The 15,065-nt window shown below is 70.3% G+C and carries 16 protein-coding genes; 12 read left to right on the top strand and 4 right to left on the bottom strand.

Annotated elements, in window-relative coordinates:
* From DPV74_RS21215 to DPV74_RS21200, 4 genes are all read left to right on the top strand, one after another.
* The coding region (locus DPV74_RS21215; protein WP_119337912.1) for a DUF1800 family protein at window positions 1-217 on the top strand (217 nt) is incomplete at its 5' end.
* 2 nt (window positions 218-219) lie between these two features.
* Window positions 220-1,377, top strand: coding sequence for a DUF1501 domain-containing protein (locus tag DPV74_RS21210; RefSeq protein WP_059487968.1), 1,158 nt, complete (start codon window positions 220-222; stop codon window positions 1,375-1,377).
* 44 nt (window positions 1,378-1,421) lie between these two features.
* A complete protein-coding gene (locus DPV74_RS21205) occupies window positions 1,422-1,640 on the top strand; it encodes a YXWGXW repeat-containing protein (RefSeq protein ID WP_059697769.1) in 219 nt (72 codons plus the stop codon).
* 198 nt (window positions 1,641-1,838) lie between these two features.
* Window positions 1,839-2,237: a lysozyme inhibitor LprI family protein gene (locus tag DPV74_RS21200; RefSeq protein ID WP_119337911.1), complete on the top strand. Its 399-nt coding sequence runs from the start codon at window positions 1,839-1,841 to the stop codon at window positions 2,235-2,237.
* Window positions 2,238-2,283: 46 nt separating this feature from the next.
* Here the strand turns inward: DPV74_RS21200 and DPV74_RS21195 are convergent, their stop codons facing one another.
* Together DPV74_RS21195 and DPV74_RS42155 are read right to left on the bottom strand one after the other, a co-directional pair.
* Complete coding sequence (locus tag DPV74_RS21195) at window positions 2,284-3,477, bottom strand: tyrosine-type recombinase/integrase (protein WP_060195554.1); 1,194 nt, start codon at window positions 3,475-3,477, stop codon at window positions 2,284-2,286.
* A gap of 97 nt (window positions 3,478-3,574) precedes the next feature.
* Entirely contained in the window at window positions 3,575-3,889 is a 315-nt protein-coding gene (locus DPV74_RS42155) for an SDR family oxidoreductase (RefSeq protein WP_374708976.1), read from the bottom strand.
* 214 nt (window positions 3,890-4,103) lie between these two features.
* Between DPV74_RS42155 and DPV74_RS21190 the strand changes: the two genes are divergently transcribed.
* The gene (locus DPV74_RS21190) at window positions 4,104-4,484 is read left to right on the top strand and encodes a DUF4377 domain-containing protein (protein WP_060195556.1); all 381 of its coding nucleotides are present in this window, start codon (window positions 4,104-4,106) and stop codon (window positions 4,482-4,484) included.
* A 9-nt stretch (window positions 4,485-4,493) separates the two neighbouring features.
* Here DPV74_RS21190 and DPV74_RS21185 read toward each other — a convergent pair whose 3' ends face one another.
* A complete protein-coding gene (locus tag DPV74_RS21185; RefSeq protein ID WP_119337909.1) occupies window positions 4,494-5,882 on the bottom strand; it encodes a DHA2 family efflux MFS transporter permease subunit in 1,389 nt (462 codons plus the stop codon).
* A 150-nt stretch (window positions 5,883-6,032) separates the two neighbouring features.
* On the opposite strand from DPV74_RS21185, the gene DPV74_RS21180 reads away from it, so the two are divergent.
* Window positions 6,033-6,893: a LysR family transcriptional regulator gene (locus tag DPV74_RS21180; protein WP_027791767.1), complete on the top strand. Its 861-nt coding sequence runs from the start codon at window positions 6,033-6,035 to the stop codon at window positions 6,891-6,893.
* Between the two features lie 85 nt (window positions 6,894-6,978).
* Here the strand turns inward: DPV74_RS21180 and DPV74_RS21175 are convergent, their stop codons facing one another.
* Entirely contained in the window at window positions 6,979-7,329 is a 351-nt protein-coding gene (locus tag DPV74_RS21175) for a VOC family protein (protein WP_011355015.1), read from the bottom strand.
* A 260-nt stretch (window positions 7,330-7,589) separates the two neighbouring features.
* On the opposite strand from DPV74_RS21175, the gene DPV74_RS21170 reads away from it, so the two are divergent.
* From DPV74_RS21170 to DPV74_RS21145, 6 genes are all read left to right on the top strand, one after another.
* Window positions 7,590-8,729 carry an LLM class flavin-dependent oxidoreductase gene (locus DPV74_RS21170; RefSeq protein WP_011355016.1) on the top strand — a complete coding sequence of 380 codons (1,140 nt, stop codon included), beginning with the start codon at window positions 7,590-7,592 and terminating at the stop codon, window positions 8,727-8,729.
* Window positions 8,730-8,899: 170 nt separating this feature from the next.
* Window positions 8,900-10,093, top strand: a complete 1,194-nt coding sequence (locus DPV74_RS21165) for an acyl-CoA dehydrogenase family protein (RefSeq protein WP_119337908.1) — start codon at window positions 8,900-8,902, stop codon at window positions 10,091-10,093.
* Between the two features lie 10 nt (window positions 10,094-10,103).
* Entirely contained in the window at window positions 10,104-11,861 is a 1,758-nt protein-coding gene (locus DPV74_RS21160; RefSeq protein WP_119337907.1) for an FAD-dependent oxidoreductase, read from the top strand.
* Window positions 11,861-12,379 carry a flavin reductase family protein gene (locus DPV74_RS21155; protein WP_021159417.1) on the top strand — a complete coding sequence of 173 codons (519 nt, stop codon included), beginning with the start codon at window positions 11,861-11,863 and terminating at the stop codon, window positions 12,377-12,379. Before DPV74_RS21160 ends, DPV74_RS21155 begins: the two co-directional genes overlap by 1 nt.
* A gap of 15 nt (window positions 12,380-12,394) precedes the next feature.
* Entirely contained in the window at window positions 12,395-13,438 is a 1,044-nt protein-coding gene (locus tag DPV74_RS21150; protein WP_119337906.1) for a ferredoxin--NADP reductase, read from the top strand.
* Window positions 13,439-13,477: 39 nt separating this feature from the next.
* The gene (locus tag DPV74_RS21145) at window positions 13,478-15,064 is read left to right on the top strand and encodes a FadD3 family acyl-CoA ligase (RefSeq protein WP_119337905.1); all 1,587 of its coding nucleotides are present in this window, start codon (window positions 13,478-13,480) and stop codon (window positions 15,062-15,064) included.
* Window position 15,065: the final 1 nt, after the last annotated feature.

Genomic DNA, 15,065 nt, shown 5'->3' with positions numbered 1-15,065 from the left:
CGCGAGCTGGGCCGCGCCCGATGCGCTCGTGCGCCGCGTCGAGCTGGCGCAGCGGCTGGCCGCACGCACGGGCGACCGGCTCGATCCGCGCACGCTCGGCAACACGCTGCTCGCGGGTTCGCTGAGCGCGCCGACGGCGACCGCACTGTCGCGCGCCGAAAGCGCGACCACGTCGCTCGCCTTGCTGCTCGTATCGCCCGATTTCCAACGGAGATGACCATGGCACTGTCCCGCCGACAATTCCTGCGCGTGGCGGCCGCCGGCGCCGGCGCGATGCTCGTCGCGCCGCGGATCGTATTCGCGAACGTCGAGACCGACCGGCGCTTCGTGTTCGTGATCCAGCGCGGCGCCGCCGACGGCCTGAACACGCTGGTGCCGTATGCCGAACCCGCGTATGCGTCGCTGCGCGGCCCGCTGGCGATCGACACGGCGGCCGCGACGCGGCTCGACGGCACGTTCGCATTGCATCCGTCGCTCGTGCAGACCGCGCAGTTGTACCGCGACGGGCAGGCGCTGTTCGTTCATGCGATCGCGTCGCCGTATCGCGACCGCTCGCATTTCGACGGCCAGAACGTGCTCGAGACGGGCGGCCGCGCGCCGTACCAGGTGAAGGACGGGTGGCTGAACCGGCTCGCCGCGCTGCTGCCGGCGACGCGCGAAAGCGCGATCGCGTTCGCACCGACCGTGCCGCTCGCGCTGCGCGGCACCGTGCAGGCGGCGTCGTACGCGCCGTCCGGTTTGCCGGCCGCGCCGGACGACCTGCTCGCGCGCGTGTCGGCGCTCTACGAGGCCGACGCGCAGCTCGGCCCGTTGTGGCAATCGGCGATGGATGCGCGCGGCCTCGCCGGCGATGCGCATGCGCGGCAGGATCCGGCGGGTGTCGGCAAGCTCGCCGCGACGTTTCTCGCGCGCGACGACGGCCCGCGCATCGCGATGATCGAAACGGGCGGCTGGGACACGCACAGTGCGCAGAACGCGCGGCTCGCGAATCAACTGAAAGCGCTCGACACGATGCTCGCCGCGCTGCGCGACGGCCTCGGGCCCGCATGGCAGCAGACCACGGTGCTGGTGGCGACCGAGTTCGGCCGCACGGCCGCCGCGAACGGCACGGGCGGCACCGATCACGGGCAGGCGTCGGTCGCAATGCTCGCGGGCGGCGCGGTCGCGGGCGGCCGCGTGATCGCCGACTGGCCGGGGTTGCGGCCGGGCGACCTGTACGAAGGGCGCGACCTGAAGCCGACCGCGTCGCTCGACGCGCTGATCTCGGGCGCCGCCGCCGAAAGCCTGCGGCTCGATCCGCACCGCACCGCGTCCGCGCTGTTCGCCGAAAGCGGCGCGATGCGGCCGATGAGCGGGCTGATTCGCGGCACGGCGTGATGCGCGCCGATTCATTCACGACACAAAAGGGAGAATGCAAGATGATGAAGATCCGCTCCGTTTCGCTCACCGTGCTGGTAGCGGCCAGTGCGACGCTGATGTCCGCCTGCGTGGTCGAGCCCGTGCGGCCGCCGCAGCCGGCGCCGATCGTCGAGACGCCGCCGCCGATGCCCGCGCCGGGCTATCGCTGGGCGAAGGGGCATTACCGGTGGGCCGGCAATCACTGGGCGTGGGTGCCCGGGCACTGGGTGGGCGTGTACTGATCGGGCGTGACGTGCCGCGCGGCGTGCGGCGAGGGTACGGGGAAGCGGCGTCGCGTATTGAACTGCGATGCACGTTGCCCTAAGCTGCCGGATCCCGGCGACGGGCATCCGGCGACGGGCTTCCGGCGACGCGCATTCCCGTTCGTCCGCCACGGCGAGCCGATCCGCGGCCGCCGTTTTCTTCGTTACGGCACCCACATGAAAGCATGGCTCGTTGCGCTGGCCGTCGTCGCCGGCATGACCGGCGCGCACGCCGCGTCGTTCAACTGCACGAAGGCGTCCACGTTCGTGGAGCGTGAAATCTGCGCCAATCCGACGTTGTCGCGTCTCGACGATGCGCTCAACGCTGATTTCCAGCACATGCTCGACGACTTCAGCAACTATCCGGTCGAGCATCCGCCCGAGCACGAGCAGTTCATGGCGACGCAGAGGGCGTGGCTGAAGGCGCGTAACCGCTGCACGACGACGCAGTGCCTGATCGACAGCTACCGCAAGCGCATCGACGTGCTGTGCGGCCAGATCGACGTGCCGGCGAAAAGCGACCGCGCGAAATGCCGCAGCAACGGCGGCCTGGGCGGGCTCGAACTCGATCACTGAGCGCCGATGTAGCGTGCGAGCCGGGAGCCGTCAGGCCGGTGCGCGCCTACCATCCGATCCGGTGCTTCTCCTCCGTCTCGCGATGCCGCCAGTCGTCGTCCGCATGCAGGTACTGGCTCGTCGTCGTGAGCGACACGTGGCCGAGGTTGTCGCGCACGAGCCGCAGGTCGACGCGGCCGTCGGCCATGTGCGAGCCCGCGCTGTGGCGCAGCCAGTGCGCGGATGCCTGTTCGAGCACGCGTGCCTGCTGCTCGCCCGCTTCGCCGTTCGCGCGCAGCCGGTCGGCCGCGTGCCGGAACACCTGCTTCACGATCCGGTGCAGCGCCGCGCGCGTGAGCGGCTTGCGTGCCTGGCCGACCGGCAGCACGAGCGGCGTGGACTCGCCGTCGGACGGCAACGCGGGCAGGCCGTGCGCGCGCCGGTAGCGCGACAGCTCGGCCATCATTTCGTCGGTGGCCGGCACGAGCCGTTGCCGGCCGCCTTTGCCCGTCACGTCGAGCCACCAGCGGTCGCGCCCGTCCGCGTCGCGCCGGCAGAAGAACTGGCCCATCGTCGTGTCGGCCGCTTCGGTGATGCGCAGCCCGCCGAGATACAGCAGCGTGAACAGCCACCGCGCGCGGTCCGCATGGAAGCGCGCCCGCGCGTCGTCGCGCGGCATCGCGGCGATCGCCTCCTTGACCGACTGCCACAGCGGTTGCCCGAGATGGCGCGTGACACGCGGTGCGGGCCGGCGCTGCCGCTGGCGCGACAACGCGAGCGGATTGCCGGCCAGGTAACCGGCCTGCACGAGCCACGAGAACATCACGTTCAGGATCACCAGCGCCTGCCGCTGGCTGGCCGCCGACAGCGGCCCGTAGAACGGCCGCCAGCGCGGATCGTCGCGCGGATGCTTGCGTCCGCCGTTCGCGCACCACAGCTCGGCCGGCGCGGGCGCGAGCAGGAACTGCCGGTAGACGATCAGATCTTCGTGCGTGAGCGACGACAGCGGCTTGCCGCACGCGATCACGGCCCACAGCAGCAGGCGCTCGGCTTCCTTGCGGTAATTCTGGAACGTGGTCGGTGTGTCGACGAAGCGCGCGAGCCAGGCGCGCACCGCGTCGAGGTCGTTGGTCGCGGCAATCTGCGGATGCGTGCCGGTCGAGCGGTTGGTGCCCGTGCGTCCGTCGAGCGCGGCCGGCACGGTCAGCGCATCGATCGGCAGCGGGCGCAGCGCGGCGTCGGACGGAACGGGTGAGGTCATGCGAAGCGGGGTGTGCTGAGCGGATCGTACGCGTGGAGGCGGGCGGACGAACGCGGCGCGATCAGGCCAATCAGGAAGCGTCGATGGTACACGATCGTCACACGATGAACCCGCCGTCGACGGCGATCGCCTGACCGGTAATGAAGCGCGCAGCGGGCGAGCACAGCCGCGTCATCGTTTTCGCGATGTGGCGGTGACTCGCCGCGCCGCGCCATCGGCGTGGCCGGTATGCGTTGCGCCTTGTCGTCGCGGTTTTCCGGGCGGCCGGTGCTCGCCGAACGGGCGATGCCGCCGGGGCACACGCGGAAACCGCACTCGATTCCGTCGGGCGTGCGCAGGTCCGCGTTGGGAGAGATACGGCGGCAGGGCCGTGGGCGTCGTGGTCATTCGGGTTGTCTCCTGTTGCGGGCACCGGGTCGGCAGGACTGAACAGGCCCCGCCGCCCGGCGTGCACGTGCGAGCCGCCGGCGGCGATGCGCGCGGCTGAACCGGATCACGGTAACGGACCGGCGCGCGCGCGACATCCCACGAATGAAGGTGGCGGCCCTGTTTCTGTAAGGTGTTTGTGAACTTTCCCGCGGCGAGGATTTCTAATCGGCCCGCCAACGCTTCCTGAGGAACATCAGATGATTCGCCAATCCAGAACGCTGCTCGGCGCGGCCGTCATTGCCGGCAGCACGCTCCTCGCCGGATGCCAGACCGACGCGGTCGCCACGGCGCCGAACGCGGCGCGCCCGGCCGACGGCAAGCCGGTGACCAGGACCGTCCAGGTCGCGCCGCAATCCGCGCGATGCACGGGCGTCGCGCCGATGGAGTGCCTGCAGGTGCGAAACAGCCCGAACGAGCCGTGGAGCCTGTGGTACGCGGGCATCGAAGGCTTCGCTTACCAGCCCGGATACCAGTACACGCTTGAAATCGACGAATACCGCGTGGCTCGGCCGCCGGCCGACGGCTCGTCGATTCGCTGGGTGCTCAAGCGCGTTGTCGAGCGCCGTCAGGTGAACTGACGGCCGCGCTCACGCGGACGGGCGCGCTGCGGCACCGGCCGGCGGCGCGGCCGTATCGATCCGCCGGAACACGACGGACGACAGCAGCGTCACCCCACCCATGCACGCGAACGACAGCATGAATCCGTGCGCCATCGAGCCCCGATAGGCGGCAAACAGGTTGACGAGGCCGCCGCCGATCGACACGCCGAGCCCCATCGCCAGCATCTGCATCATCGTGAACAGGCTGTTGCCGCTGCCGGCGTCGGCATGCGACAGCCCCTTGAGCGTCACGCCGTTCATCGCCGCGAACTGCATCGAGTTCGCGGTGCCGAACACGATCAGCAGCACGCTTTCCAGTACCGGCGCGGGCCGCACCGACACCAGCGCGAACCCCGCGATCGCACACCCGACGATCCCCGTATTCACGACCAGGAACGCCGCATAGCCGAAGCGCTTCACGAGCGGCGCGATCCAGCGTTTCGCGATGACCCCCGCGATCGCGGCCGGCAGCATCATCAGCCCCGATTGCAGCGGCGTATAGCCGAGCTGCACCTGCATCAGCAGCGGCAGCATGAACGGCACCGAACTCGTGCCGATCCGGCACAGCAGGTTGCCGAGCAGCCCCGAACCGAAATTCGGCTCGCGGAACAGCCCGAGCCGGAACAGCGGCTGCGCGCGGCGCCGCGCGTACGGCAGGTACGCGAGCGCGCTCGCCAGCCCGAGCGCCGCGAGCCCGGCCGCCCATGCGGCGCGATGCGCGGGCATCGGCGGGTCGATCGCGAGCGACAGCGCGATCATCGCGACCGACAGCAGCGCACAGCCGACGAAATCGAAGGGCGGCGGTTGCGTCGCCTGGTCGTGCGGCAGGTAGCGCTGCACGACGAGGAAGCCGACCACGCCGACCGGCACGTTGACGATGAACACCCAGTGCCACGAAATCGCCTGCGTGAGCCAGCCGCCGAGCGTCGGCCCGACGATCGGGCCGAGCTGGCCGGCGGTCGACACGAACGCGATCGCCGCGACGTACTGTTCGCCCGGCACGCGGCGCAGCACGGCGAGCCGCCCGATCGGCAGCAGCATCGAGCCGCCGATGCCCTGCAGCGCGCGCGCGGCGACGAGCTGGCCGAGCGTATGCGACGCCGCGCAGCCGATCGATGCGAGCACGAACACGAGAATCGCAATCGAGAACACGCGGCGCGTGCCGAACCGGTCGGCCAGCCAGCCGGACGCCGGCGTGAGCATCGCCATCGTCAGCGTATAGACGACCACGACGGGCTGCATCGCGAGCGGCGACGCGTTCAGGCTTTGCGCGATCGAAGGCAGGGCGGTGTTGACGATCGTCGTGTCGAGCGACTGCATGAAGAACGCAGCGGCGACGATCCAGAGCAGCGCGGAGTGTGTGGGTTCCCGGGACATGGAGAATTCGATGGTGCAAAGGTCGGCGCAGGCGGCGCGTCGGCACGGCGCCAGCCGGTCTTCAAGCGCACGATGGTACCGATTCCGATGGTCATCGGGAAGCTGCCTGATGACGTTGACTGTCATCGAAAACAACGATGACAATGCGGGATGCTCAATCCCGTCTGGCTCAAGACGTTCGCGACCGTCACGAATTGCCGCAGCTTCACCGAAGCGGGCCGGCAACTCGGGCTCAACCAGTCGAGCGTCAGCGAACACATCCGTCGTCTCGAAGAAAGCGTCGGGCGGCGGCTGTTCGTGCGCGACACCCATTCGATCGCGATGACGGCCGACGGCGAGGCGCTGCTCGTGCATGCGAACGTGATCCTGCAGGCGCTGAACCGCGCGGAATCGCAATTCCGCAAGCCGAGGCTGCAGGGCCTGGTGCGGCTCGGCGCGCCGGACGATCTCGCGCTCGTCGCGTTGCCGGACGTGCTGGCCGGGTTTCGCGCCGCGCACCCGGACGTCGCGCTGGAGATCACCACCGGCATGACGAGCCGGCTCTACGAAGGGCTGGACGCGGGGGCGCTCGACCTGATGATCGGCAAGCGGCGGCTCGGCGAGCGGCGCGGCACGCCGCTCCTGCGCACGCGGCTCGAGTGGGTCGCGCGGCCCGGCACCGTCGTCGATCCGGAGCGGCCGCTGCCGCTCGTGCTGGTCGCCGAGCCGAGCGTGACGCGCGCGATCGTCCTGAACGCGCTCGCCGAGAAGGGCATCGGCTGGGAAGTCGTGTGTTCGAGCAGCAGCCAGCCGGGCTGCATCGCGGCCGCGCGCGCGGGGCTCGGCTTGACCGCGACGTCGCACTATTTGTCGACGGGCGGGCTGGCGCCGCTGGTCAACGGCGGCGCGCTGCCCGAGCTGCCCGACATCGAATTCATCGCGCTGGCCGCGAAGCGGCTCAGCCAGCCGGCGCGCACGCTGCTCGAATTGCTGGAAGCGAGCGACCTGAGCACACCGGGCGCGAACGCGTAACGGGCTCGCCACGCGCGACGCGCCCGGCTCCGGCGCCCGCGCAACGCGATGTGACGCGCTCCATCATGCGACCGTCATGCGGCCGTCACGCAGCCCGCTTCTGCGAAATCACCAGCAGCGCGCCGTTCTTGTCCTCCAGCACCGCGCGGTATTCGTGCGGCCCGGCCTGCACGGGCACGCGCACCGACGCGCCGGCCTTCACGACCCGCGCCATCGCCGCATACAGGTCGTCGTCCTCGTCGACGCGCAGCGTGAGCGCCGCGCGCTCGACGATCTGCTCGTCGCCCGCGACCAGCGCGATCGTCAGCGGGCCGCCGTCGAGCGCGCAATAACGATCGCCGTCGCGGAACTTCACGTTCAGGCCCAGCCCGTCGACGAACAGCGGCAGCGCCGTGTCGATGTCGTCGACGGGATACAGCAGCATCGATACCTTCATCCCGGATCTCCCTTGTCTTGATGTGGGCGGCGTGCAACGTGCCGCCGTTCGATGCTAGCGCGCCGTTCGTGCGCTCACGCAGTCCGATCGGATGACCGTGAAACCCCTCTGTCCCCGCACGCGTGCCGATACTCCGAACAGACGATGCCCGCGCCCGGCCGCGCGCCGACACTCCCATCCGTGGACCGTCGCTATTCGTCCGTATCGTGCGGGCGGGCTGCGCGACCCCGACTCGTCCAACATACATGGAGACGCACGCAATGAAGTTTTCCCTCATCTACGAAGCCCAGACCACCGACGCATCGCGCGAGGGCGACCACCGGGTATTCAAGGAGACGGTCGAACAGGCGCTGCTCGCCGAGCAGGTCGGCTTCGACACGATCTGGTGCGTGGAGCACACGTCGCTGACCAACTATGCGCACATGAGCGCGCCGGAAACCTTCCTTGCGTACCTGGCCGGCCGCACGACGCGCATCGGCCTCGGCCACGGCGTCGTGTGCCTGCCGCCCGCGATGAACCACCCGATCAAGGTCGCCGAGCGCGTCGCGCTGCTCGACATCCTGTCGGGCGGCCGCGTGCACTTCGGCGTCGGCAAGGGCGGGAGCCAGCAGGAAGCCGGCGCGTTCGGCTACGACCTCAACGAGCTGCAGCCGATGATCGACGAATCGATGTACCTCGTGCCGAAGATGTTCGTGCAGGACGAGATCGAGCACGACGGCAAGTACATCAAGATCCCGAAGCGTCCGATCCACCCGAAGCCGTTCCAGGACCCGCACCCGCCGATGTACCTCGCGTGCACCAACACCGACGCGCTGCTGCGCGCCGGCCAGCGCGGGATGGGCGCGCTGGTGCTCGGCTTCGGCGGCCCCGATGAAGTCGCGAAGAAGAACGCCGTGTATCGCGAAGCGTGGGCGAACCGCAAGCCGGAAGACCAGGTCGGCTTCCGCCCGACCCAGCACCTCGCGGCGCTGTGCCCGACGGTCGTGATGGCCGACGGCCAGGCTGCCCGCAAGATCGGCATCCGCGGCCAGCGCTACTTCATGGAATCGCTCGCGTACTGGTACACGGGCGGCGAGCGTCCGGACCCGGCGAAGTGGGGCGACGACCTCGTGCAGGCCGACACCGGCGAGATGGTGATCCGCTCGCGCTTCGCGTCGGAGGAAGTCGTCGTGAACTTCGCCGATCCGGCGCTCGCGATGATGAACCCGAACCACGCGTACGGCACGGTGGACGACTGCATCGGCTATGTCGGCCGCCTGCAGGAAGCCGGCGTCGACGAAGTGCTGTTCCTGTGCCAGATGGGGACGGTGCCGCACGAAGCGCAGATGGAGACGATCCGCAATATCGGCGAGCACGTGATCCCGTTCTTCAACAAGGAGAAGGAGCGTGCCTGCGCGTAAGGCGGGGCGGGCCGCGCCCGTCGTCCCGTCCGGTCGGACGATGCGGCGCGGTCGCGCGAAGCCGACCATCGGTGGTGGCGAGCATCGCCCGCGGCCAGGCCGCGCCGGACAACTTTGAACGAGAGCGGGGCGGGCGCCGCGGCGCAGCCCCCGTTCCACAGGAGACATTCGTGCATCGCGACAACGATTCGAACGCATTGGCCGCCACGCTGATCGCCCGGGCCGAGGCGCTGGCGCCGACGCTGGCCGGCCGCGCCGCGCAGGCGGAAGCGCAGGGCCGCATCCCGGCCGAGACGATCGCCGACATGCAGGCCGCCGGTTTCTTCAAGGTGCTGCAGCCGAAGCGCTACGGCGGCTACGAGCTCGATCCGCAGGCGTTCTTCGACATCCAGATGGCACTCGCGCGCGGCTGCATGTCGACCGCGTGGGTGTACGGCGTCGTCGGCGTGCACAACTGGCAGCTCGCGCTGTTCGACGCGCGCGCGCAGCAGGACGTGTGGGGCAACGACCCGGCGACGCTGATCGCGTCGACCTACATGCCGGTCGGCCGCGTCACGTCGGTCGACGGCGGCTTCCGCCTGTCGGGCCACTGGAAGTTCTCGAGCGGCAGCGAACTGTGCGAATGGGTGTTCCTCGGCGCACTGGTGCCGCCGGCCGAGGCCGGCCAGCCGCCCGAATACCGCACCTTCCTGCTGCCGAAATCCGATTACCGGATCCAGCAGGACTGGGACGTGCTCGGCCTGCGCGCGACGGGCAGCCACGACATCGTCGTCGACGACGTGTTCGTGCCCGCGTACCGCACGCACAAGGCCATCGACGGGATGATGGGCACGAGCCCGGGCCTCGCCGTCAACGATGCGCCGCTGTTCAGGCTGCCGTTCGCGCAGATCTTCGTGCGCGCCGTGTGCACGTCGTGCATCGGCGCGCTGCAGGGCGCGCTCGACGATTTCACCGGTTATGCGGCCACGCGCGTATCGGCCAACAGCGGCGCGAAGACGACCGACGATCCGGGTGCGCAGAACGCGTGCGCGAACGCGGCGGTCGCGATCGACGAGATGAAGGTGCTGCTCAAGCGCAATTTCGCGGAACTGATGGCGTCGGTGACGGGCGGGCCGGCCGTGTCGATCGAGCGCCGCGTGCATTTCCGCTACCAGTCCGCGCAGGTCGCCGAGCGCTGCGCGCAGGCGGCGAACGCGCTGCTGCGCTACGCGGGCGGCAACGGCATCTATCACCGCAATCCGCTGGTGCGCCGCTTCCTCGACCTGCATGCGGCCCGCGCGCATTACGCGAACAACGTCGACCGTTTCGGCCAGAACCTCGGCGCCGTGATGCTCGGCCGCGAGAACACCGACTTCTTCATCTGACGGAGACGCGATGAACGACCCGCAAGCACAGCAATACGTGTTCGACGTGGTGGTCGTCGGTTCGGGCGCGGGTGCGCTGCTCGCCGCGTGCCGCGCGGCCGACCGCGGCCTGTCCGTCGTCGTGATCGAGAAGACGGCGCTGTACGGCGGCACGTCGGCCGTGTCGGGCGGCGGCATCTGGGTGCCGTGCAACCACCATATCGCCGAGCTGGGCGCGACCGATTCGCGCGAGGCCGCGCGCGGCTACATCGAAGCCTGCGTGGCCGGCGCGTCGACGCCCGAGAAGCTCGACACGTATCTCGACCGCGCGCCGGAGATGCTGCGCTACCTCGAATCGAAGACCCCGGTGCGCTACCAGTCGCTGCCGAAGTACGCGGACTATTTCCAGAAGGTGCCGGGCGCGATGCCGGGTTATCGCGCGCTCGATCCGCTGCCGTTCGACGGCGGGCTGCTCGGCGACGAGCTCGACCGGCTGCGTCCGCCGTCGCCCGGCACGCTGATCGGCGGGCGCGTGGCGGTGACGTCGAAGGAAGCGCACACGCTGTTCTCGCGCGGGCCCGGCTTCATGAAGCTCGCGATCGCACAGTTCGGCCGTTACTGGCTCGATATCGGCATGCGCCGCCGCACGCGGCGCGACCGGCGCCTGACGCTCGGCAACGCACTGATTGGCGGGCTGCGCCGCGCGCTGCTCGAGCGCAACGTGCCGGTGTGGCTCGACACGCCGATGCGCGACCTGCTCGACGTGGACGGCCGCGTGACGGGCGTGCGCGCGCAGCGCTTCGGGCAGCCCGTGACGATCGCCGCGCGACGCGGCGTGATCCTCGGCGCGGGCGGTTTCGAGCGTAACCAGCCGATGCGCGAACGCTACCTGCCGCAGCCGACGCAGGCGCTGTGGAGCGCGACGCCGCCTGCCAACGCCGGCGATGCGATCGCCGAAGGCCATCGGCTCGGCGGCGCGCTGGCGCTGATGGAACACGTGTGGGGCGCACCGACGGTCGGGGTCGCCGGCGAGGAGAAACAGCGCGCGCTGTTCGTCGAACGCAACCTGCCGGGCTGCGTGATCGTCAACGGCCTCGGCAAGCGCTTCGTCAACGAAGCCGCGCCGTATTCCGAATTCGTGCCGGCGATGTATCGCGACCATGCGCGCACCGGCGCGAGCGTGCCCGCATGGATGGTGTTCGACGCGCGGTTTCGCCGCAAGTATCCGTGCGGGCCGATCATGCCGGCGTCGATGATGCCCGATGCGCGGATCCCGGCAGCGTTTCGCGACGTGCTCGTGAAGGCCGACACGATCGACGCGCTTGCGGCGCGCATCGGCGTCGACGCGGCCGGGCTGCACGACACGCTGCGCGACATGGCGCGCTACGCGGCGACCGGAATCGACGAGGCGTTCGGCAAGGGCGACAACGCGTTCGATACGTATTACGGCGATCCGCGGAACGAGCCGAACCCGTGCCTCGGGCCGGTCGACCAGGCGCCGTTCTACGCGGTGCGGATCGACGCGGGCGACATCGGCACGAAGGGCGGGCTCGTCACCGACGCGCTGGCCCGCGTGCTGCGCGCCGACGGCGAGCCGATCGCCGGCCTTTACGCGATCGGCAACACCAGCGCGTCGATGATGGGCGCGAGCTACCCCGGCGCGGGCTCGACGCTCGGCCCGGCGATGACCTTCGGGTATATCGCCGCCGATCACCTGGCCGCGCACGCGGCCGACGCCGGCGGCCGGCCGGCCCGGCCATCCACGACTGAACTTGACGGAGTCCAATGATGAGCGATCTCACCCCCCATCCGCTGCGCACCGACATGCTGCTCGCGATGCGCCGCCTCGCGCGCTCCGTCACGGTCATCAGCAGCGCGCACGACGGCCGGCGCTACTCGATGTCCGCGACGGCGGTCGACTCGCTGTCGACCGATCCGCCTTCGCTGCTGATCTGCATCAACCGCACCGCGTCGCTGTATCCGCCGCTCGATGCGGGCGCCCCGTTCTGCGTGAACGTGCTGTCGGCCCGCCACGAAGGCATCGCGATCGACTGCAGCGGCCGGCTGAAGGGCGAAGCGCGCTTCACGACCGGCGACTGGCACACGTCGCCGCACGGCGTGCCCTATCTGCGCGATTCGCAGGCGAGCCTCGTTTGCGAGCAGGACGGCCGCTTCGAATACGGCACGCATACGGTGTTCATCGGGCGCATTCGCGAGGTGCTGATGTGCGGCGACGTCGATCCGCTCGTCTATCTCGACGGCGCCTACACGACGCCCGGCGCGCCGGTGGCCCGTGCGGCCGCGTGACGTGAGGAGCCGGCGATGAGCGATTCGCGCTTCCATCGGCTGACCGTTGCCGAAGTGATTGCCGAAAGCGACGACGCGTGCTCGTTCGTGTTCGACGTGCCGACCGCGTTGCGCGACGCATTCGCGTACCGGCCCGGGCAGTTCCTGACGCTGAACGTGCCGTGCGCGGACGCGGCCGTTGCGCGCTGCTATTCGCTGTCGAGCGCGCCCGGCATCGACGCCGCGCCGAAGATCACCGTCAAGCGCGTGCGCGACGGCCGGGCGTCGAACTGGCTGTGCGACCGCGTGCAGGCGGGCGACACGCTCGAGGTGCTGCCGCCGGCCGGCGTGTTCACGCCGCGCGCGCTCGACGGCGACCTGCTGCTGTTCGCGGGCGGCAGCGGCATCACGCCCGTGCTGTCGATCCTGAAATCGGCGCTCGTGCACGGGCGCGGGATGCTGACGCTGATCTACGCGAACCGCGACGAACGCTCGGTGATTTTCCGCGACGAACTTCAGCAGCTCGCGCAGCGCCATCCCGGGCGCGTGCGCGTGATCCACTGGCTCGACAGCGTGCAGGGCATTCCGCAGCAGCGTCATCTCGAGGAACTCGCGCGGCCGTTCAGCCGGCAGGAGACGTTCATCTGCGGGCCCGCGCTGTTCATGGAGAACGCGCTGGCCGCGATGCTCGGCCTCGGGCTGCCGCGTGCGCGCGTGCATGTCGAGCGGTTCGCGTCGTTGCCCGATGCGCCGGCGCAGGCCGCGACTACGGCGGCAACGGCGGCAGCATCGGCGCCCGGCGACGGTGCGGCGATCGAGACGGTGCTCGACGGCGACGCGTTCGCGTTCGACAGCGCGCCCGGCGAAACGCTGCTCGACGCGATGCTGCGCGCCGGCGTGCCGGCGCCGAATTCCTGCCGGATGGGGCAATGCGGCGCGTGCATGTGCCGGATCGAGCGCGGCGAGGTCGCGCTCGACAGCAACCACGTGCTCGACGACGACGAGATCGCGGCCGGCTGGACGCTCGCCTGTTGCGCACGGCCCGCGAGCGACGCACTGCGCGTGGTGTTTCCCGACTGAGCCGATGCGCGCCGGCGGCGCGCACGGCCACCCTGATCTATGACGATGGACAACGAAATCCTGACCACGCCCGCGCTGATCGCACGGGCAGCCGCGCGCCACGGCGCGCATCCGGCGATCGAGTCGGAGCACGGCCGGCTGACCTACGCGGAACTCGACACGGCCCGCCTCGATGCGGCCCGCGCGCTGCTCGCGAGCGGCATCGAGGCCGGCGACCGCATCGCGATGTGGGCGCCGAACCTGCCGCAATGGATCGTCGCGGCGCTGGCGATCCACACCGTCGGCGCGATCCTCGTGCCGGTCAATACGCGGATGAAGGGGATGGAGGTGGGCGGCATCCTGCACGACGGCGGCGCGCGGCTGCTGTTCTGCTGCGGCACGTTCCTCGGCGAATCCTATCCGGCGATGCTCGCGCCGCATCGGCCGGCGACGCTCGAGCGCGTCGTCGTGTTCGATGGCGAACCGCCGCCCGGCGCGCACGACGAGACCTGGAACGCGTTCCTCGCGCGCGGCGCCGAGGTGCCGCTGAACGCGGTGCGCGAACGCGAGGCGCAGGTGACGCCCGACACCGTGATGGACCTGATGTTCACGTCCGGCACGACGGGCCGCCCGAAGGGCGTGATGACCGCGCACGGCCAGAACCTGCGCGCCGCGCAGGCGTGGGCGGCGATCGCCGGCGTGCGTCCTGACGACCGCTACCTGATCGTCAATCCGTTCTTCCACACGTTCGGCTACAAGGCGGGCTGGCTCGCCGCGCTGTCGAGCGGCGCGACCGTGCTGCCGCATCTCGTGTTCCAGCCGGCCGACGTGCTGCGGCGCGTTGCCGACGACCGCATATCGGTGCTGCCCGGCCCGCCGACGCTGTACTACGCGCTGCTCGACGCGCCCGATCGCGCGACGCGCGACCTGTCGTCGCTGCGGATCGCGGTCACGGGCGCGGCGGCGATCGCCCCGAGCCTGATCGAACGGATGCGCGCCGAGCTCGGCTTCGAGACGGTGCTGACCGGCTACGGGCTGACCGAATCGTGCGGCTTCGCGACGCTGTGCCGCCAAGGCGACGATGCGCAGACGGTCGCCTGTACGTCCGGCCGGCCGATGCCGGATGTCGAATTGCGCATCGCGGGGCCGGGCGGCGCGCCGCTCGGGCCGGACGAGACCGGCGAGATCTGGGTGCGCGGCTACAACGTGATGCGCGGCTATTTCAACCAGCCGGACGCGACGCGCGAAACCGTCGATCCCGATGGCTGGCTGCATACGGGCGATCTCGGCTGCGTCGACGCGAACGGCAACCTGAAGATCACCGACCGCATCAAGGACATGTTCATCGTCGGCGGCTTCAACTGCTATCCGGCCGAGATCGAGCGGCTGCTCGCCGCGCATCCGGCGATCGCACAGGTCGCGCTGGTCGGCGTGCCCGATACGCGGCTCGGCGAGGTCGGGCACGCGTATGTCGTGCTGCGGCCGGGCGCGCATGCCGACGCCGACGAACTGAACGACTGGGCGCGCCGCAACATGGCGAACTACAAGGTGCCGCGTTATTTCACGTTCGTCGAGCAACTGCCGACGAGTGCGGCCGGGAAGGTGCTGAAGTACCGCCTGCGGGCGGGGACCGAGGCGGCGGCCTGAG

It is taken from the genome of Burkholderia sp. HAN2018, from assembly GCF_024704855.1.
Classification (GTDB): domain Bacteria; phylum Pseudomonadota; class Gammaproteobacteria; order Burkholderiales; family Burkholderiaceae; genus Burkholderia; species Burkholderia cepacia.
The sequence above is the reverse complement of the archived record's forward strand: the minus strand, read 5'-3'. Positions and strand labels throughout refer to the sequence as shown.